This window comes from Moraxella sp. 179-F 1C4 NHS (genome assembly GCF_045370505.1).
GTDB lineage: Bacteria > Pseudomonadota > Gammaproteobacteria > Pseudomonadales > Moraxellaceae > Faucicola > Faucicola tetraodonis.
Genome location: NZ_JBIQEC010000003.1, coordinates 169,200 through 187,882, shown reverse-complemented (window position 1 = coordinate 187,882; position 18,683 = coordinate 169,200). Strand labels below are relative to the sequence as shown.

Sequence of the window (18,683 nt, the reverse complement as noted above, 5' to 3'; positions counted from 1 at the left end):
ACCTCAAATTATCATCTTTTTACCAAGTTGTCTTTTCTATTTCTTTCTCAGCATACTTTTCAAACCACTACCAAATTATAAAGTATCAACAAGATTTCTAAATTTAACGCTATTTTTTTAGAGTGCGTATAAAGAAGTTGCCCAGCATCTACGATATTGCTAAAAACTCACTAACCACTCCAACGCCAAAAAATGTAAATTAAGTGATAAAGTATGCTGTCAAAAAATCCCTCAATGCCTTGTAATATCATTGACCATATATCGCTATATCATTTTTGGGCAAACACTCTGCCGCCATTGCTACCGATAGTCGCAGATGGGTCACAACTATCAATTTGTTATCTAAAAAAAGTCATGCCTGAGCTATTAAAAGTCGTGCTTTATCAGTTATCGGCAAAAATTCAGCAAAATTCGTCGTTAATCCATCAAACTTTGCCACAGGTAACAGATAAAAATAGTCTTATCCCCGAATTTTTCACGACTTTAGTTACAAAAAATTTTACTGAAAACGGCATCAACTTTGTAACCTTAAAACAACTGTCTAAAAATAGCCCATCAATTTTTGAGCAGGTGTTTGATGATGAAACCCAAAAAACGATGATTGCCGGCGTGCTACTGGAAAAAACCCATCTACCCTTAGATAAGCTGTTAACTATTTGGCAGACTATCACTGCATTGGCGGTGATAAATTTGGCAGATACGATAAGTTCGCTACAAAAAACCATAGACTCAGCGCAGATTACTGAGTGGCTTGCGATGCAGCCGGTTTTTTTTATGTCACCAGAAGATACGGGGCTGATAAATGCAGTGAATTTTAAACGCGCTGTCAGTTTTCAAGCAATGCAGCAACAGCAATTAACATGGTCAAAAATTCAAAATGTTGCGGACTTGCCTGTCTATCAACAGCATATTATTCAGCAAATAACTATTTATAAACCGTCCAATTTCTTTAACATTGCGCCAATGACCATCCCGCAGGCTCACTTCAATCGACAGGTGATTTCAAAAGGCAATCGCCAAATAAACAAAGCGGTGACGTCAAACACACAAACAGCCCTTTCAGCCAGCAATATTTTTGCCAAACCGCAAGTTCGCAAACCCAGTCATTGGATAGATAAGTTACAAAAAAATTGGATTGCGACCGCCACTGTATTATCTGTCGCCGTTTTTGGCGGGGTAGGCGCGTTGGTGAGCGTCAAAGATAAGCCTGCCGCCACTCAACCATCCGCAAAAATGTCAGAGGCACATCCGGTTTATCACGATGTGGCAATAGTAAAAGTCGCCTCTGTAGCGGATATGACTAATCCGATAGCAATGACTGAGCCTAATAAAAAAGCAGCTATCTCTGAACTACAAGATAGTAATCAACCACGAGATAATCACAAATCACAAGATAATAAGCATTCAGCGCAAGCTAAAAAAGCGCAAGACACGAAAAAATCCGACAAAAAGCAGTCTAACAAAGAGCGCAAAAAAACAACCAGCCCTGATTCTGGCACTGACTCTAACCGTGATTCTAGCCCTGATTCTAGAAATAATGCTAAAACAGATAACAAAAAAGCTAACTTAATGACCAAAGGCGACAAGCAGTCCTCTGAAAAAGCCGCTAGCGCTAGCAAAAAATCAGCGACTAACGATAAAACTGTAAAACAAAAATCGCCACAAAAAGCGCAGAAAGCCTCATCATCGTCAACAATCGCCACTGACAAAAAATCCGCTAGAAAGCCTGAAAAAAAGGCAAATAACACGACGAATAATAAGGCAGATGACAAAGCGAATAAAAAAGTGGATAACAAGGTGGATAATAAGATAAACAATAAAGCAAATAACAAACCCAGTAGTAAATCCAAAACCCATTAACACCGTCATAAAAACCAACTGGCATAAAAACGACATAAACTGACGTATTATTTGTCGGAGTACTGGGTTTGCGAATATTTTCATGTCGTTTTTTGCTTAAAACTGCTATGATGCACAAGTTTTTCAACGCTTCAATTATCGGTTTTTGACGTTGTTTTTTTAAGGCATTCTCAAAACTGTTCGAGGAAATCATGAGCGCAGCGACTACACCTATCAATACTTTTACTATTACTGCACCTGATGACTGGCATATTCACTTACGGGACGGGCAGGCGCTTGTCACGACGGTGCCACATGCTGCAGCTAATTTTCGCCGCGCTATTTGTATGCCAAATTTGGTGCCGCCCGTCAAAACAGCCGCTGATGCTATCGCTTATCGTGAGCGTATTTTGGCGCAAGTGCCCAACGACAGTATCTCACAGCAATTTGAGCCATTGATGACGCTTTACTTGACCGAGTCACTGACAGCAGCAGACATCGGAGCTGCTGTTGATTCAGGTGTAGTAAAAGCAGTCAAGTTATATCCTGCAGGTGCGACCACCAATTCTGCGGATGGTGTGAGCCATATCAATCATTGCACCGATGTATTTGCCAAGATGGAAGCGTTGGGTTTGCCGCTGTTGGTTCATGGTGAAGTGACGCACCATCATATTGATATTTTTGACCGTGAAAAACGCTTTATTGATGAAGTGATGGTCAATCTCATTGATAAATTTCCAAAATTAAAAATCGTCTTTGAACACATCACCACCAGTGACGCCGCTGACTTTGTGTTGTCACAGGGCAAAAATGTCGCAGCGACGATTACCCCGCAGCATTTACTGTTTAATCGTAATCACCTACTGGTGGGCGGGATTAAACCGCATTTCTATTGCTTGCCGATTTTAAAACGCCAAAGTCACCAAAAAGTATTACTTGATGTAGCAACCAGTGGTAATCCCAAATTCTTTATTGGCACTGACTCTGCGCCCCATGCGACACATACCAAGGAAAATGCTTGCGGTTGTGCAGGCTGTTACAGCGCATCGATTGCGCTGCCCTTGTATGCCCAAGCCTTTGACAGCGTGGGCAAACTTGACAAGTTAGAAGGCTTTACCAGTATTCACGGGGCAAAATTTTATGGCTTACCTACCAATAGTGATAAAGTGACCTTGGTGCGTGAAGCATGGCAAGTCCCCGAGCATTATCCTTATCTTGACGGTAAAGATTTGACCCCGCTGATGGCTGGACAAACGCTGGACTGGAAAGTGATGCCATTTAAATTAGCCGTATGATTTTTCACCCTTTATTTTTTCTGTTTTTTTTCCGCAAGGTAACGTATGACCGCCACAACTGAATCGATGACTATTGCCAACCGTTTTCGCAATTACTTGCCCGTGGTGGTGGACGTAGAGACAGCAGGATTCAATCCAAAAACCGATGCTTTGCTTGAGATTGCCTGTATTCCAATTTTGATGGATAATACCGGGCGTTTTTACCCAGGGGAGGCGGTCAATGCCCATATTGAGCCGTTTGAAGGGGCAAATCTTGAAGCGCGCGCCCTGCAATTCACCGGCATTAATCCGCATAGCCCGATGCGAAAAGCCATTGCCGAAGATGAAAAAACCGCCATTCGCCGTATTTTTAAATATTTAAAAACGGTGCGTCAATCAACCCAATGTACCAAATGTATTTTGGTGGGGCACAATGCGCATTTTGACTTGGGCTTTTTAAATGCTTTAATTGAGCGTACCAATAGCAAAAATCAAAGCCAATTTCACCAGTTCTCCGTGTTAGATACCGTCACCTTATCCGCGCTTGCGTTTGGTCAAACGGTACTGGCGAGAGCGTGCAAACTCGCTGGACTAGAATTTGATGGTAATGAAGCGCATTCTGCTTTATATGACACCCAAAAAACGGCTGAATTGTTTTGTTATATCTTAAACAATTATCCGCTGCTGACGCCAAACTTGGCGAGCGATGAGCCTAATGATGAGGACGTACTAGTGCCATCTGACGACCCTACTGATGGCTAAATTTTTTGTTAGTGGTTTGGATGTTTAACCTTGTTTAATATGTAAATCACAATTCATCCAAATCTTTAAACTTTAACTGCCACAAATATCAGTATCATGAACATAATCAGCGCCGCAGTCGCAAGCGCCATTTTTTTGCCATAGCTAGTATCTTCGCGTTGGGTTTGCTTGAGTAATGACAGGGTGGCAATACCTTGTGAAATGCGTATGGCGTCAGGGTGACCATGTGCCGCAGCCAGCTCTAGCCAGTATTTGCCCATCTCGTTATCTTGCTCAACCCCATGTCCTGCATAGTAGAGTTTACTGAGTAATTTCTCCGCGCGATTGTCTTGTTGCGAGGCTGCTTGTTGCAACAATAGCAAAGCTTGTTGGGAGTTTTGAGAAATCTTGAGTAAGTGATTGCCTTCAAATAGCCACAGCGCTTGGCGCAGCAATGCATCAGCAAGACCATTCTCGGCAAATTCATCAATCACTTTTAAGACTGTTGCCAAATTATCTGCTGATAGAGTGTTTTCCACTACATTTCCTGCTGCTACATTGTCTTCGAGTACACTGTTTTCTAATAAATTATTTTCCGATGCATTGCCACTTGATTGCGCTGTTTGAATCAGCGCAACCGCTTTTTCATACATTGCTCGGTTTTGCTCAGTCAGACTTGAATTAAGCCATTGAATGGTCTGCAAATCCTGTGCAAGCTCGCCAAAAATCGCATGTTTGTTGACCACTGCCTGTGATTCGGCAATGGATTTGCGCTGATTGAGCAGTCCTTTATGCAGTGTGGGATTGAGTAGCGCGGCTTCAACTTCTGCCTTATATCGCGCAACTTCCTCTGCTTGGCGTTGCTGTTCTTCAAGTTGTTTTTGCTGTTCAATTTGTTTGGCTTGGGCTCTTGCTTGCGCAATGACTTGGCGATTTGAGCGTGCTTTTGATGGGATTTTGCTAGTTAGCGATTGAGAAGTAAGGGGATTGTTGAGCGAAGTGGGCGCCGCCGATGACGCCGTTTGTTGAGACATGCGCACGGATTTATCAGTAGCAGGGGTGACAATTTCCAATACCGCTTCATGATCATTAGGCATAACCATCATATTGGGTGCATCAATCACAGGGGTGATTTGCATCACTGTTTGGCTAAAATCTGGCACCTCGGTAAAGTCAAACCGATAAATTTGCGGCAATGCCACGCCATCCTCGGCTGTCATCTCATTGGGATATTTACGATCAATCAGCGGATTGTCTTCATCGGTGATAAATTTGGGATGAGAGAAGCGAGATGCAATCATAGCGTTGGATAAATGTTGATAATGATGTCATTATAGAGGACAAATTACCGAAAGTAAAAAAGCCATACCCATAAAAAAACCATAAAAAAGGACAGCATCACTGTCCTTTTAATGGCAATTTAACGCTGACTTGTGACAGCGCTATTTTACAGTTGTTATCTTGCAGGTGTTAGAGTGCAATTATTGTGCAATGGTTACAGGCGTTTTTGATTGTAATTCTTCAAACGTGACACCGTCTGCCAGCTCAACCAGTTTTAGACCGTTATCGGTCACATCCATGATGGCTAAATCAGAGATGATACGATTCACCACTTTTTTGCCTGTGAGGGGTAGCGTACATTCAGCCAATACTTTTGGCTCGCCATGTTTATTGGTATGTTCCATCAATACAATGACGCGTTGAACGCCTGCGACCAAGTCCATCGCGCCGCCCATGCCTTTGACCATCTTGCCAGGAATCATCCAGTTGGCAAGATCGCCACTGTCTGAAACTTCCATCGCACCCAAGATAGCAAGGTTGACTTTGCCGCCACGAATCATGGCAAATGACTGTGAGCTTGAAAAAAAGCTCGCACCAGTCGCTGTGGTGACGGTTTGTTTGCCCGCATTGATTAAATCTGGGTCAACTTTATCGGGTGTTGGGAATTCATCAATCCCAAGCAGCCCATTTTCTGATTGTAGCCAAACATTGACGCCTTCTGGAATATAGTTCGCCACTAAGGTCGGTAAACCGATACCTAGATTGACATAAAAGCCGTCCTGTAGTTCTTTAGCGGCTCTTTGTGCCATTTGTTCACGAGTCCATGCCATGGTAATCTCCTTATATCCTAGTTTGTCTGTTCTTTGGTCGTCACTTTTTCGATGCGTTTTTCTGGGTTGGCATTGACCACGATGCGATGCACATAAATACCCGGCAAATGAATTTGGTCAGGGTCTAGCTCGCCAGTTTCCACCAATTGCTCAACTTCGACAATGGTGACTTTACCTGCCGTGGCGACATCTGGGTTAAAGTTTCGCGCCGTTTTGTTGAACATTAAGTTGCCCGCTTTATCCGCTTTTTGGGCTTTGACCAGTGCCACATCAGCGACTAATGAGCGCTCAAGGATATATTGACGACCGTCAAATTCACGTTCTTCTTTACCTTCAGCAATTTGGGTGCCTACGCCAGTGGCGGTAAAGAACGCAGGGATGCCCGCACCCCCTGCACGCAATTTTTCTGCCAGCGTCCCTTGTGGGGTCAATTCCACTTCCAATTCACCCGATAAAAACTGACGTTCGAATTCTTTGTTTTCACCCACATACGACGCAATCATTTTTTTGACTTGGCGAGTCTCTAGCAATAATCCTAAACCAAAACCATCGACACCAGCGTTATTGCTGATACAGGTCAAATCTTTAACGCCGCTATCTCGCAAGGCTTCAATTAAAGCTTCGGGAATACCACACAGACCAAAACCACCCACCGCAATCGTTTGTCCATCTTTGATGACGCCTTCAAGTGCCGCAGCTGCGCTGTCATATACTTTGCTGGTCATACATTCACTCCTTGTCGCTAACCAATGTTGTTAATATCATTTACCAAAAATAAAAACATTTATCAAAAATAAAAATTACGCTCAAAACTAAAAATTCCAAAACGAAACAAATTGTATCATTATAGAATTTATATAACAAATTTTGTCTTAAGTAAATCACATTGCATGAATTTTTGCAAAAAGTAAACCCAGTTTTTCGCAAAAATAGGGGATAAAAAAAGGCATACTAGGGATGCCTTAAATTTATTAATGTTTAATAGTCAATTTTTTATCCATCTTCTAGTCATCATTGGCAGAGCGGGTGATGCGTTTGGCGTTCGAGTTGACCGTTTTGGCTTGTCCGTCAATGGTCGTGCCAAATTTACCGCCGTTGTTATTTTTGCCACCAAAGCCCCCAAATGGACTTTGTCCGCCCATACCGCCAAATGGATTTTGACCACCAAACGGGTTTTGTCCACCCATGCCGCCAAGACCCCCTAAGCCACCCATTTTTGAGGGATCCATACCGCCCATTTTGCTTGCCATCATTTGCATCAATTTTTCTGGGTTTTTAGTGGCATAGTCTTTGGCAAAGGCTTTAAACTTATTTTGTACCGCGGGTAATAACACAATAAGTGCCGCAATATCACTTAAAATACCTGGCAGTACCAACAAGATACCTGCCACCGCAAAAGCAATCGCTTTAACCACGGAATTTTCATTGGGACGCATGGCAGGGTTAAGCATGGCAGCTTGCGCTTGTCCAGCCATCGGTTTTAAGGTGGCTATGCCTTTTTTAATGAGTGCGGCACCCACAAAGCCAGCCACGACAAACCACAAAAACACCCACCAGCCACTGACAAATTGTGCGATTAGATACCAAACTAGCATCTCAATAATCAACCAGACAATGGCAATCCCAACTATATTTCCCATGAAAATACGATTCCTAAATTGTGAATAAACTATAAAGATATAAAGAACAAACGATGAATCATTAACCAATGCAATAATGATGGGGGTAATGCATAAAACTATCAAATAGTTTTTTGAAATTCAGCAATTTTTTCGTTAAATTTTTGATAAATGCTATAATTTGATTGCGTTTTTAGCTTCGATATTTTAGCTTCGATGTTTTTAACTTCGACTGCATTTTTAGCAAAATTGTTTTGTGGGTATCTTTTTATACGAGCATCTTTTATGAGCATCTTTATTGGTATTGACCCAGGCTCACGTCTGACAGGCTATGGCATCATTCGGTTGAGTGGGGATAAACTTGAACATTTGGATGCAGGCACGATTCATGCTTACAGCCAAGGGGAAACCATGCCCGAGCGGTTAAAGCGGATATTTGATGGGATTAGCCGTATTGTTGAGCATTATCAAAAATACACCAATGAACCCATGACCGCTGCCATCGAGCAAGTATTTATGGCATCAAACCCCGATACCGCGCTCAAGCTTGGGCAGGCGCGGGGTGCAGCGATTGCCGCTATGGTTGCTAAAGATTTGCAAGTAGCTGAATATACCGCACGGCAAATCAAACAAGCGGTATGTGGCTATGGCGCGGCAGACAAAGAGCAGATTCAGCTTATGGTGATGCGCCTGTTGAGCCTTGAGATACAGCCGCAAGCGGATGCGGCAGATGGGTTGGCGTGTGCGATTTGTCATGCCTATCATAGTCAGACACTGAATAAATTGCTCGGTGGCGCCGCGGTAATCGCTGGTCAAAGCGCAGGTGGACGCTCAAAGAAAAAAGGGCGCTGGCGCTTGACCGAAGTTGATTTGGGTAATTTAAGTTAAAAGATATACTAAAAGTTAAGTTAAAAGTTAGGGGTTCGCCAATCTCAAGAAAATTTTTATATCTAACAAGGCTTTTAACGGGTTTAGACTTCTTTGTCAGCACAAAAATCGCTACAATGGCATCTTTTGAAAACTGAACACAAGAAGTACCTCATGAGCCAACTAGCTACTGCAACTTTATTGATTAAATGCCAAGACCGCGCAGGCATTGTGCAAGCTGTATCCGAATTTTTTTATCGTTATGGCGCCAATATTATCAGCCTTGACCAATACTCGACTGAACCCGAAGGCGGTCAATATTTTATGCGCCTTGAAATGGCTATCAATGATTTAGACAATATCATCGATAATATGAAAGGCAGTTTTGAGCATACCGTCGCTCGCATGTATCAAATGGAGTGGAAACTATTTGACAACAGTAAACGTAAAAAAGTGGCGATTTTGGTGTCCAAATACGACCATGCGCTACTTGATTTGCTGTGGCGCTGGCAACAAGGGCAACTAGATTGTGAGATTACCTGTGTCGTCAGTAATCACCATGATTTGCGCCAAGCGGTAGAAAATTTTGGTGTGCCATTTCATCAAGTGACTGTGAGCAAAGACAATAAAGTACAAGCAGAAGCCGAAATTCAAGCGCTGGTAAAAGACTGTGATTTGTTGGTGCTGGCGCGCTATATGCAGATTTTGTCCGCTGAATTTACCGCCGCCTGGCACATGAAAATTATCAATATTCACCACTCATTCTTGCCAGCCTTTGTCGGTGCTGATCCATACCGCCAAGCGTATGAAAAAGGTGTCAAATTGATTGGTGCCACCGCGCATTATGTCACAGCCGACCTTGACCAAGGACCAATTATTGAGCAAGACGTGCACCGTGTCAGCCATCGCCACCATGTGGCAGAATTGCGGGCGATTGGACAAGATGTCGAGCGTAGCGTGCTGACCCGTGCCGTGCGTTGGCATCTACAAAACCGGGTGATTGTTACAGGCAATAAAACGGTGGTATTTAACTAATTTTTCATCCGTTATTTGTTGTCATTGAAGCTTATATTGTTATTAGGGCGTAGGTTTTACGCCCCTCTCCCGACTATAAAAATAATCTACCTGTGGTAGTCCTATGCCGTTATCAAAGTCGCCTGCGCCACCATCCAGCACTCATTTGACCCACTATAAAACATTAGGCTTACTGCTCACCTTATACTTGGCACAAGGTTTGCCCGCAGGATTTATCACCCAAGCCTTGCCAGCGATTTTACGCGAATACAAAGTCTCACTGGTTGCCATTGGTTGGTCGGGGCTGATTTTGGTACCTTGGGGGCTTAAATTCCTGTGGGCTACTGTCGTGGACGGCTATTATTCACAGAAAATCGGACGCGCCAAAAGTTGGATTTTGCCGATGCAAGGGCTGTCGATTGTCATACTGGTTGCGGTGGCGTTTTTTGAACCGCATAATTTGGCACAAACCAGTTCGGTGATGACGTTGTACGGGATGTTATTTACCTTAAGTCTCATTGGGGCGACACACGATGTGGCGACGGATGGGCTAGCAACCCGTTTGCTTAAAACGGCTATGGCGCCCAAAGAACCGCTGACCCATGATATGCCTGCGCCTAATCTTGATTCTGTGAATCAGACGACCAATCACCATCATCGCCAAAGCCAAGGCAATGCCGTACAAGTCATCGGCTATCGGCTGGGGCTTATTGTCGGTGGCGGTGTGTTGCTGATGCTATTAGAACAATGGGGCTGGCGTAATAGTTTTCTTGCTATGGCGGCTTTGGTGGCACTTAATACCGTGCCCATTGTGTTTTTTAAAGAGCACACCCACACTTCGGTTGAACCCCCAAAAAAACAAGTACAGGTAGCAAAATCTGGCAGTTTGAAGGCGCTAAAAAATTACCTTAGCCGCCATTATCAGTATTTTTGGTCATCGCGGGAGATGCTGGCTTGGCTAGGGGTGTTATTGACCTATAAAATTGCTGATGGTATTTCAAGCGGCATGGTCAAACCGATGATGGTCGATGTCGGACTCAACTTGCAGCAAATTGGCTTTTGGGCAACTATTTTGGGCTCGGCTGCCTCAGTCGCTGGGGCAGGGGTCGCCACAATTTTGATGAAACGACTCACTCGCTTTACGTCCCTGCTGTATTTTAATCTTGCCCAAGCGCTGACCACAGGGTTGTATGGCTTGGTGGCTTATGGGTTTTATCATCAGTTACTGACGGATTTTTTGTGGCTATATGTTGTCAATGCGCTGGAGCATTTTTGTGCATCGTTGGCGCTGATTGCGATGCTTACGACCATTATGCATTATTCACGCCCTGCCAATGCGGGGAGTGATTTTACCGTGCAGGTTTGTCTGTTGACGGTGTTGGGCGGCTCAGCACATTTTGCCAGCGGCTATATGGCGCATTTTTTGGGTTATCAATGGCATTTTTTGGTGAGTATGCTGATTGGCTTTATGTGCCTTTTACCAATAATTTACTGGCATAAATTACAAAATAATGAGAAATAATTTCATTTTTAATTGAATTTTAATATTTTTGACCATATTATCTATTTATATGATAAATTAGAAAATATAGATAGAGCGGAGGGGATATGGCGAAAACATTTTGGCTGAACCAAAAATATAATATCAATTTACCCATTTGGACGTTATTGTCGCCAAGTATTGCCGCTTTAGTGCTTGCGGTGCATTTGATTTGGCATCCCTCGGGTATCATCATGAATACCGTGACGGCGATTTTTTTGATGGGGTCAGTTTTTGCTGCCGTACATCACGCTGAGGTGATTGCTCACAAAGTGGGGGAGCCTTTTGGTACGTTGGTTTTGGCATTGGCGGTCACTGTGATTGAAGTGGCACTTATTTTGGCACTCATGAGTAGTAGCACACCCACCGATGCCGCGGTGCTTGCCCGTGATACGGTATTTGCAGCAGTGATGCTGATTTGTAACGGGATTATTGGTATTTGCCTGTTAATTGGTGGTATCAAAAATTATGTACAGCGTTATAGTTTGCATGGCAGTAAAGCGGCAATTAGTGTGTTATTGGCGATTGCATTAATCGTATTTATTTTACCCAATTTTACCACCTCTGCCGCAGGCGGTTTTATGATTGGCGCTCAGCTGCTGTTTGTAGCGATCTGCTGTTTGATTTTGTATGCCGCATTTATCTTTACCCAAACCATTCGTCACCGAGATTATTTTATTGCTGATGGGCAAGAAGACCTGCATCACAGTGATAATGCGCTAACCATGGCGATGAGTGTGGGATTTCTGTTTTTCAGTTTGGTGACGGTCGTGGGTCTTGCTAAAATGTTGTCGCCTGCGATGGAAGCGGCGCTGCTGGCGATGGGTATGCCAAAAATTGTGTTAGGGATTATCATTGCTGCCTTGGTACTGTTGCCTGAATCTATTGCTGCGGTAAAAGCTGCCTACAACAACCAGCTGCAAAACAGTTTAAATTTGGGGCTCGGCTCGGCTTTGGCGTCTATTTCGTTGACAATTCCTGTTATCGCGCTTTATTCAATCTTCACAGCAACGCCCGTCATGTTTGGGTTGTCTGCTAAAGAAGGGCTAATGCTAGTCATTACGCTGATGATAACCATCAATACTTTAAGTACCGGGCGCACCACTTTTTTACATGGCATCATTCATTTAGTCATGTTAGGCACTTTCGTGTTTTTCTCCATTATCCCCTAACCCTAAAGGAATAAATGGCATAGAAAATTGGCGTAATAAATGACGTAATAAATGAAAGACTACTTGCAATCAGTAACATTCTTTTACTAAATACTTATGCTCATCAATTTAAGTTTTTGCTAATCTAGAGGGCAACTAGAATAACGCCATCATTAACACGATTATCGTTGTAGTGATTTGAGGTCGTTCTAGTCATTTGAGGTATTGAAACGGTCATTTAAGAGTTTCAACAAACCAGACATTAAAAATCGTATATTAAAATATTAAAACATAAGGAAAAACAAATGGGACTATTTAGTTTTGCAAAAGACATCGGTGATAAAATCTTTCATCGTAACAAAGACGCTGCGCCAGCATCGACACCTGCATCAAACGTTGCACCAACCGCAGCGCCTGCCGCTTCTACTGAGCCATCTGCACAAGAGATTGCAAACTTATTGATTCAGCGCATCCAACAAAATGCCAAAATTGACAATCTATCAGTCAACTATGACGGTAACAATGACAAAGTAACCATTAATGGTTCCGCTGCTAACCAAGCAGAGCGCGAAAAAGCCATTCTAGCGGCAGGTAATGTACAGTATGTTGCACAAGTGGAAGACAATATCACGGTTGCAACGCAAGAGCCAGAATCTCGTATGTATACAGTGAAATCAGGCGATACGCTGTCAAAAATTTCAAAAGAAGTGTATGGTGATACCAACCAATACAACAAAATCTTTGAAGCCAACAAACCATTATTATCTGACCCAAATAAAATCTATCCAGGTCAAGTACTTCGTATTCCAGCTTAATTTTTACCTTAAGCCTTATAAACAACCAGTGACCCCTGTCGCTGGTTTTTTTATAAAAAAATTTGCATATCGACAAATAAAGTTTTATAGTATGTCGCTCATTCATTAGTTTTGATAACATATCAAACTGTGAACGCACTCAAACTTTTATTTCAGCTTTGTTTTGGCATTCTGATGTTAGTACCATCGCCAAAACCGCCACCCTAGCAAAAGGGAAAAAGGAGACACATGATGTCCGTACTTACTCACAACGTAAAACGTCTAAACAACACTGTTGATGTGTCTGCCGTCTGTTTTAACTAATTAAAATTTGGTTTTTTAACCGCGTATATGCGATACGCTCTACATTTACCGATTTTGATTTACCAAACCCAAAGCATCACCATCAATAGTAACTGACTGATGATAAAGCGAATATTGGCTTTTGATTGTGTTTATTGTGATGGTAATAATTTGGGTTTTTTGTTGTCTAAAATTTTCCTATTTTCCCATGCCCCTATTTTTACATGTCACAGGAATTGTCGGATAGCTAAAACGCACCCCGCGATAATAAACTTTTTCAGAGCAGTAAGTTTTTCAAACGCATTTACGTGTGTCAGTCTTGTTTGCCAGTCGTGTTAAACGATTGGACGACGTTTTATTGTTTAAATTTACTTATCAAAGTTATTTCAAAAAATTTTAATTATCATTTATTGGTCTAAATTTGCTACGCTAAAAATTTTAAGGGTGTGAATTTAGCATTCAAACAGAAAAAATATATGAGTATTCAATTAGTATTAAATAAATCTGCGCAACATGGCGTACCTGTCAAAGTATTTACCAAAGATATTGAACAAGAAGCCATCCAGCAGTTACGTAATCTTGCCCAGCTTGAATTTGTCCATCACCACATTGCGGTGATGCCTGATGTGCATGTGGGCAAGGGTGCGACTGTGGGTAGTGTGATTCCGACTAAAGATGCGATTATTCCTGCGGCGGTGGGTGTGGATATCGGCTGCGGCATGAACGCGGTGCGACTGTCGCTCAAAGCCTACCAACTGCCCGATAATCTGGCTAAAATCCGTGCAGCGATTGAAGCCAAAGTCCCTGTCGGTTTTAACCAGCACCAAGCTATCACGGTTAAAATGACTACGCTTGACCCGCTTGCCAAACGCTTAAAGTGCATCACCGATAAGCACAAGGAGCTGCTCAAAATGCTGCGCAACTTTGAGCGAACTTGGGCAAAACAGCTCGGTACGCTGGGCGGTGGCAATCATTTTATTGAGCTGTGTATCGATGAAAACGAGGATGTCTGGGTGATGCTGCATTCGGGCAGTCGCGGTATTGGCAACTGTATTGGTGAGTATTTTATTACCCTTGCCAAAAAGGAACAGCAAAGCCGCTTTGGGCACGTACCCGACCGTGATTTGGCGTATTTTGCCCAAGGCTCCCATAGTTTTGACGATTACCTCGAGGCGGTGCAGTGGGGGCAAGATTATGCATTGGAGAATCGCCGTGAAATGATGCGGTTGATTATCAATGTGCTACAGCGTGAACTGCCGCATTTTACCTTGACTCGCGAGGCGATTAATTGCCATCACAATTATGTCAGCCAAGAACATCACTACGGTGAGGACGTGTATGTCACCCGCAAAGGGGCAATTTCTGCCTATGAGGGTGAGCTTGGGATTATACCTGGCTCGATGGGGGCAAAATCCTATATCGTCAAAGGCAAGGGCAATAGCGAGGCGTTGTGTTCGTGTTCACATGGGGCAGGGCGACGCATGAGCCGTGGCAAAGCGATTCGGCATTTTAACCTTGATGACCTAAAAGCCCAGACGGCGGGTGTGGAGTGCCGTAAAGACAAGGGCGTGATGGATGAAATTCCAGAGGCTTATAAAGATATTGATACGGTGATGGCGAATCAGTCGGCGCTTGTCGAAGTCGTGCATGCGCTTAAACAAGTGATGTGTATTAAAGGATAAACCATGAAAAACCAAAAAAAATTAATCAAATTGGGCGAGCAACTGGAGAAAAACCCGCTGATTGCCCAATCTAATTTGCCAGTTAAGCCCCGTAATTACTTGGCGTTAAATCCGCTTTTGCAAAAAGGCGGACTGCATGAAAAAGACGATGTCGAAATCGCCCGTAAAAAACAACGCAGGCAGACCAAGCAGGATTTGCGAAAACAAGTTTGGCGACAGGAAGCGTAATAACCAAACACCCCAGATTTTGGGGTGTTTAGTTGACGCCTATACAATATAAACTTATTCAAATACCACGTCTGCGCCATCGGCTATCGTGCCATACAGACTTAGGGCATCCCAATTGGTCAAACGCACACAACCGTGTGATTTTTGCGCGCTGATTAACTCAGGCTCAGGCGAGCCATGAATACCATAACTCCGTTTTGATAACCCAATCCAAGCACGCCCCACAGGGTTGTTGGGTCCTGGTGGTAGCCACTTTTCTTTGGAAGAAAAATCAGTATTATAGGTGGGGTTTAATACCCGATTTTTAACTTTTAAGGTGCCAGAGGGTGAGGGGGTGTAATTAGAGCCGACTGTTGTCGGGTAGCTTGCAACGAGCTCACCACTAGCAGCATAGGCGTATAGAATGTTTTTCTTTTTATCGCTCACAACCTTAGTCACTTCCGTCATATTGGGCTGATAAGGATTGTACACGGTAATAACGTTACCCGCTTTGAGTGGCGTGGTGGGGTTTAATCGACTCACCAGTTTTTGGCTCATATGAAATTTTTCAGCCACCGCTTCACGCGCTGATTTATATTGCATGTCTTTGGGCGCTTTGGTAATCACCAAATCATCGCGCGTTAGCTGATAATTGATAAAAATCGGCTGCTTATTTAACGTCTCGTTGCTGGTTAACGCTGACCAAGTGGCTTCATCCATCGTGGTGGTTACGGGCAGATTGTGCTTTTGCTGAAAAATCTGCATCGCTTTGATGGTGTTTTTATTCATTATTCCTGTCAGCGCACCCACACTATGCCCATGCCAGTTAAGCAGGGCTTGGGTCTTAAATACAAGCAGTTCATCAGGCTTAATGAACACTTGTTTTGATGGTAACGCGTCTTTGTTAGCCACGGATGACGGATTATCATTAGCCGATTGTTTGAGCGCAGCATAGTCAATAGTTGATTGAAAACCCGTCACAGATGGAGTCGCTGAAGCAGATGTGGTTGATGCGGCTTGTGACGCCGCCACCGCAGAGGCAGGCATGGCTGGCAAATCAATAGCGCCTGTGGGTGACCAACTCACTTGGTTTACTTGCTGGGCAACCATTGGTAAATTATCAGTGGTATAGGCAATCTCTGGCAAGGCTTGTTTCAGTCGTTGCTGCACCAAGCTTGTGCCAATAAACTGTTGACTGACATTGGCTTTTAGCGTTGGGGCAGGCGAAGAGGCAGCGACACTTGCGGTTGTACTGACTGCAGTACTAGCTGTAGTACTTGCTGTCGGAACTGTGGGTACATCCATCGCTTGATTGGGTGACTGTTGACAGGCAGATAAACTGATAGCAAGCAGTAGGCTTGTAAAGCAAGGTAATATTTTATGATAAGAAGATATAGTCATTGAATTTTAAGAAAAATTTAGCAAGTGAGGATGGAAGGTCATCGAGGTTTTAGAGAAACGATAATGGCATACTATAGCAAAACTCGCTTGAAGATAAGCAGGATTTTACAAATTTTTCAAAAAAATGTTGGCAAAAATGGCATAAAAAAAGGCAGGTTAGACCAGCTAACACTACCTTTAACGCACAATAAAAATTAGGGTAATCAAAGATTATAAGTTAGCGATAACTGCATCACCCATGTCTGAGCAAGAAACCAGCGTGGTGCCTTGTTCAAAGATATCGCCTGTGCGTAACCCTTGCTGCAATACTTTTTGCACTGCTTGCTCAACCTGCGTGGCACGGGATTCATCATTGAGGCTATAGCGTAACAGCATCGCCAATGACAAAATGGTTGCCAACGGGTTGGCTTTATTTTGACCTGCGATATCAGGGGCAGAACCATGCGATGGTTCATATAGCCCTTTGCCTGTGTCATTTAAGCTTGCTGATGGTAGCATACCAATAGAGCCAGTCAGCATTGAGGCTTGATCTGATAAAATATCGCCAAAAATATTGCCGGTGGCAATCACATCAAACTGTTTTGGGGCTTTGACCAGCTGCATCGCTGCATTGTCGACATACATGTGAGTCAATTCAACATCTGGGTATTCGGCAGCCACTTCAGTGAAAATCTGCTTCCAAAACTCTGTGGTCTCAAGCACGTTGGCTTTATCAACTGAACAGAGTTTTTTACCGCGTTTTTGCGCCGCTTCAAAGGCGACTTTGGCGATACGGCGAATTTCTGATTCGCTGTATTTCATGGTGTTGTAGCCTTCTTTCTCGCCGTTTTCAAGCGTGCGAATACCGCGTGGTTCACCAAAATAAATATCGCCGGTGAGCTCACGGACAATCAAAATATCTAAGCCAGATACCACCTCAGGTTTTAAAGTTGAGGCATTGGCAAGCTCTGGATAAAGAATGGCTGGGCGAAGATTGGCAAATAGATTTAAGTCTTTACGAATCGCCAGTAATCCACGCTCTGGGCGCACTGAGCGTTCAAGGTTATCATACTGTGGGCCACCGACAGCACCGAGCAATACTGCATCAGCCTTGCGGCACAGAGTTTGGGTAGCTTCTGGATAGGGTGAGCCATGCGCATCATACGCTGAACCACCTAACAGCCCATACTCATAATGAGCGTCTAATCCTTGCTCGATTAATTTGTCCAATACTTTGACAGCTTGTCCAATGATTTCAGGACCAATACCATCACCTTGTAATACGGCAATTTGTTTTGTCATGTTACTTCCTTCACGTTAATCCACAACTTTTTGCTGACAACGCAGCTTTTAAAATTTTGTTAGTTTCTAAAAAATAATCGAATCAGGCATTATTGAATGACGCTTTTTTGCGTCACGCTTTAAGGCGCATCTATAAAGCAATCTTTATAAATTCATTCGATAAAGCGCCTTGCTGATTAGGTTTTTTACACCATTGATTGGTAAGTTTGGCATTTTCATACAAATCAATACACAGGGGCGTTGGGGCAGACTGCGCTAGCAAACTATAATCGGTCTTTTGAATTTGGCGGTAGGCTTTGAGCTCATAGCGTTTACCGCTTTCAAAACGATGGATAAAACTAAAACTTTCAACCGTCGTCAAATCCTCATCCAAATAAAAACGGGTGGCAACCACGTGCTGACCACTGGGAAAACTTACCAAGTAATTTGGTATAGTAGATTTGCTCTGCGGCTTACTCATCAAAGGTGTGACGGTCACTGGGCTAGTCTCTTGGCTATGGTTGCCAAGTGTAGCGCTCGGGGTGTGAGTCGATTGATTAATAACTGACAACGTGCCAATACGATTGATTTCACAGGCATAAATGCCGGTACATTTTAGGGTGCTTTTGCCTGCAGCAATCGGTTGCGGCGCTGTTACCACTGAGGGTTTGGCGCGTGCGCTTGGCTGCTTTGTCATTGATTGACAGCCAGATAGCGCCACTGCCGAACAAATCGCAATGGCTATACCTACAACAGGCAAACAGTCAGGGCGAAAAAAGCGCTTCGTAAACATCATGGTCGTTATTCCCTCAAATCAAAAAAGGCAACTAAAATATTGCAGTAACAGGGTGGCTGCCATAGTTAGACGATGATAATTATG

The 18,683-nt window shown here is 43.4% G+C and carries 17 protein-coding genes; 10 read left to right on the top strand and 7 right to left on the bottom strand.

Features of this window, described 5'->3' with window-relative positions:
* Positions 1–213: 213 nt before the first annotated feature.
* The 3 genes from ACH0AB_RS02685 to rnt all read left to right on the top strand — a co-directional run bounded on the left by ACH0AB_RS02685 (position 214) and on the right by rnt (position 3,875).
* A complete protein-coding gene (locus ACH0AB_RS02685; protein WP_406877053.1) occupies positions 214–1,860 on the top strand; it encodes a hypothetical protein in 1,647 nt (548 codons plus the stop codon).
* Positions 1,861–2,051: 191 nt separating this feature from the next.
* Positions 2,052–3,134 carry a dihydroorotase gene (gene pyrC / locus ACH0AB_RS02680; protein ID WP_406877052.1) on the top strand — a complete coding sequence of 361 codons (1,083 nt, stop codon included), beginning with the start codon at positions 2,052–2,054 and terminating at the stop codon, positions 3,132–3,134.
* Positions 3,135–3,179: 45 nt separating this feature from the next.
* Positions 3,180–3,875, top strand: coding sequence for a ribonuclease T (rnt, locus tag ACH0AB_RS02675; RefSeq protein WP_406877049.1), 696 nt, complete (start codon positions 3,180–3,182; stop codon positions 3,873–3,875).
* Positions 3,876–3,940: 65 nt separating this feature from the next.
* Here the strand turns inward: rnt and ACH0AB_RS02670 are convergent, their stop codons facing one another.
* The 4 genes from ACH0AB_RS02670 to ACH0AB_RS02655 form a co-directional block, all read right to left on the bottom strand.
* A complete protein-coding gene (locus ACH0AB_RS02670) occupies positions 3,941–5,155 on the bottom strand; it encodes an SEL1-like repeat protein (protein WP_406877048.1) in 1,215 nt (404 codons plus the stop codon).
* A 180-nt stretch (positions 5,156–5,335) separates the two neighbouring features.
* A complete protein-coding gene (locus ACH0AB_RS02665) occupies positions 5,336–5,965 on the bottom strand; it encodes a 3-oxoacid CoA-transferase subunit B (RefSeq protein ID WP_050325035.1) in 630 nt (209 codons plus the stop codon).
* 17 nt (positions 5,966–5,982) lie between these two features.
* Positions 5,983–6,690: a CoA transferase subunit A gene (locus ACH0AB_RS02660; protein ID WP_007114900.1), complete on the bottom strand. Its 708-nt coding sequence runs from the start codon at positions 6,688–6,690 to the stop codon at positions 5,983–5,985.
* Positions 6,691–6,969: 279 nt separating this feature from the next.
* On the bottom strand, positions 6,970–7,605 hold the full coding sequence (locus tag ACH0AB_RS02655; RefSeq protein ID WP_007114901.1) for an FxsA family protein: 636 nt from the start codon (positions 7,603–7,605) through the stop codon (positions 6,970–6,972).
* A 264-nt stretch (positions 7,606–7,869) separates the two neighbouring features.
* Between ACH0AB_RS02655 and ruvC the strand changes: the two genes are divergently transcribed.
* From ruvC to ACH0AB_RS02620, 7 genes are all read left to right on the top strand, one after another.
* The gene (gene ruvC / locus ACH0AB_RS02650) at positions 7,870–8,472 is read left to right on the top strand and encodes a crossover junction endodeoxyribonuclease RuvC (RefSeq protein ID WP_060994366.1); all 603 of its coding nucleotides are present in this window, start codon (positions 7,870–7,872) and stop codon (positions 8,470–8,472) included.
* A gap of 153 nt (positions 8,473–8,625) precedes the next feature.
* The gene (gene purU / locus ACH0AB_RS02645; RefSeq protein ID WP_204155830.1) at positions 8,626–9,486 is read left to right on the top strand and encodes a formyltetrahydrofolate deformylase; all 861 of its coding nucleotides are present in this window, start codon (positions 8,626–8,628) and stop codon (positions 9,484–9,486) included.
* 103 nt (positions 9,487–9,589) lie between these two features.
* Positions 9,590–10,987 (top strand): MFS transporter, encoded by a 1,398-nt coding sequence (locus tag ACH0AB_RS02640; RefSeq protein WP_406877046.1) that lies wholly within the window; start codon positions 9,590–9,592, stop codon positions 10,985–10,987.
* 86 nt (positions 10,988–11,073) lie between these two features.
* A complete protein-coding gene (locus ACH0AB_RS02635; protein ID WP_312177254.1) occupies positions 11,074–12,177 on the top strand; it encodes a calcium:cation antiporter in 1,104 nt (367 codons plus the stop codon).
* A 284-nt stretch (positions 12,178–12,461) separates the two neighbouring features.
* Positions 12,462–12,971 carry a peptidoglycan-binding protein LysM gene (gene lysM, locus ACH0AB_RS02630; RefSeq protein ID WP_188875284.1) on the top strand — a complete coding sequence of 170 codons (510 nt, stop codon included), beginning with the start codon at positions 12,462–12,464 and terminating at the stop codon, positions 12,969–12,971.
* Positions 12,972–13,729: 758 nt separating this feature from the next.
* Entirely contained in the window at positions 13,730–14,935 is a 1,206-nt protein-coding gene (locus ACH0AB_RS02625; RefSeq protein ID WP_406877045.1) for an RtcB family protein, read from the top strand.
* A gap of 3 nt (positions 14,936–14,938) precedes the next feature.
* Complete coding sequence (locus ACH0AB_RS02620) at positions 14,939–15,163, top strand: hypothetical protein (protein WP_406877043.1); 225 nt, start codon at positions 14,939–14,941, stop codon at positions 15,161–15,163.
* A 54-nt stretch (positions 15,164–15,217) separates the two neighbouring features.
* Here ACH0AB_RS02620 and ACH0AB_RS02615 read toward each other — a convergent pair whose 3' ends face one another.
* The 3 genes from ACH0AB_RS02615 to ACH0AB_RS02605 form a co-directional block, all read right to left on the bottom strand.
* A complete protein-coding gene (locus ACH0AB_RS02615; RefSeq protein ID WP_406877042.1) occupies positions 15,218–16,543 on the bottom strand; it encodes a L,D-transpeptidase family protein in 1,326 nt (441 codons plus the stop codon).
* Between the two features lie 210 nt (positions 16,544–16,753).
* Positions 16,754–17,824 carry a 3-isopropylmalate dehydrogenase gene (leuB, locus tag ACH0AB_RS02610; protein WP_406877041.1) on the bottom strand — a complete coding sequence of 357 codons (1,071 nt, stop codon included), beginning with the start codon at positions 17,822–17,824 and terminating at the stop codon, positions 16,754–16,756.
* 130 nt (positions 17,825–17,954) lie between these two features.
* The gene (locus ACH0AB_RS02605; protein ID WP_007114911.1) at positions 17,955–18,599 is read right to left on the bottom strand and encodes a hypothetical protein; all 645 of its coding nucleotides are present in this window, start codon (positions 18,597–18,599) and stop codon (positions 17,955–17,957) included.
* Positions 18,600–18,683: the final 84 nt, after the last annotated feature.

What these genes read in the sequence shown, in the direction of transcription:
- ACH0AB_RS02685 (WP_406877053.1), top strand. Translation starts at nt 214, where the DNA reads ATGCTGTCAAAAAATCCCTCAATGCCTTGTAATATCATTGACCATATA.
- pyrC (WP_406877052.1), top strand. Translation starts at nt 2,052, where the DNA reads ATGAGCGCAGCGACTACACCTATCAATACTTTTACTATTACTGCACCT.
- rnt (WP_406877049.1), top strand. Translation starts at nt 3,180, where the DNA reads ATGACCGCCACAACTGAATCGATGACTATTGCCAACCGTTTTCGCAAT.
- ACH0AB_RS02670 (WP_406877048.1), bottom strand. Translation starts at nt 5,155, where the DNA reads ATGATTGCATCTCGCTTCTCTCATCCCAAATTTATCACCGATGAAGAC.
- ACH0AB_RS02665 (WP_050325035.1), bottom strand. Translation starts at nt 5,965, where the DNA reads ATGGCATGGACTCGTGAACAAATGGCACAAAGAGCCGCTAAAGAACTA.
- ACH0AB_RS02660 (WP_007114900.1), bottom strand. Translation starts at nt 6,690, where the DNA reads ATGACCAGCAAAGTATATGACAGCGCAGCTGCGGCACTTGAAGGCGTC.
- ACH0AB_RS02655 (WP_007114901.1), bottom strand. Translation starts at nt 7,605, where the DNA reads ATGGGAAATATAGTTGGGATTGCCATTGTCTGGTTGATTATTGAGATG.
- ruvC (WP_060994366.1), top strand. Translation starts at nt 7,870, where the DNA reads ATGAGCATCTTTATTGGTATTGACCCAGGCTCACGTCTGACAGGCTAT.
- purU (WP_204155830.1), top strand. Translation starts at nt 8,626, where the DNA reads ATGAGCCAACTAGCTACTGCAACTTTATTGATTAAATGCCAAGACCGC.
- ACH0AB_RS02640 (WP_406877046.1), top strand. Translation starts at nt 9,590, where the DNA reads ATGCCGTTATCAAAGTCGCCTGCGCCACCATCCAGCACTCATTTGACC.
- ACH0AB_RS02635 (WP_312177254.1), top strand. Translation starts at nt 11,074, where the DNA reads ATGGCGAAAACATTTTGGCTGAACCAAAAATATAATATCAATTTACCC.
- lysM (WP_188875284.1), top strand. Translation starts at nt 12,462, where the DNA reads ATGGGACTATTTAGTTTTGCAAAAGACATCGGTGATAAAATCTTTCAT.
- ACH0AB_RS02625 (WP_406877045.1), top strand. Translation starts at nt 13,730, where the DNA reads ATGAGTATTCAATTAGTATTAAATAAATCTGCGCAACATGGCGTACCT.
- ACH0AB_RS02620 (WP_406877043.1), top strand. Translation starts at nt 14,939, where the DNA reads ATGAAAAACCAAAAAAAATTAATCAAATTGGGCGAGCAACTGGAGAAA.
- ACH0AB_RS02615 (WP_406877042.1), bottom strand. Translation starts at nt 16,543, where the DNA reads ATGACTATATCTTCTTATCATAAAATATTACCTTGCTTTACAAGCCTA.
- leuB (WP_406877041.1), bottom strand. Translation starts at nt 17,824, where the DNA reads ATGACAAAACAAATTGCCGTATTACAAGGTGATGGTATTGGTCCTGAA.
- ACH0AB_RS02605 (WP_007114911.1), bottom strand. Translation starts at nt 18,599, where the DNA reads ATGATGTTTACGAAGCGCTTTTTTCGCCCTGACTGTTTGCCTGTTGTA.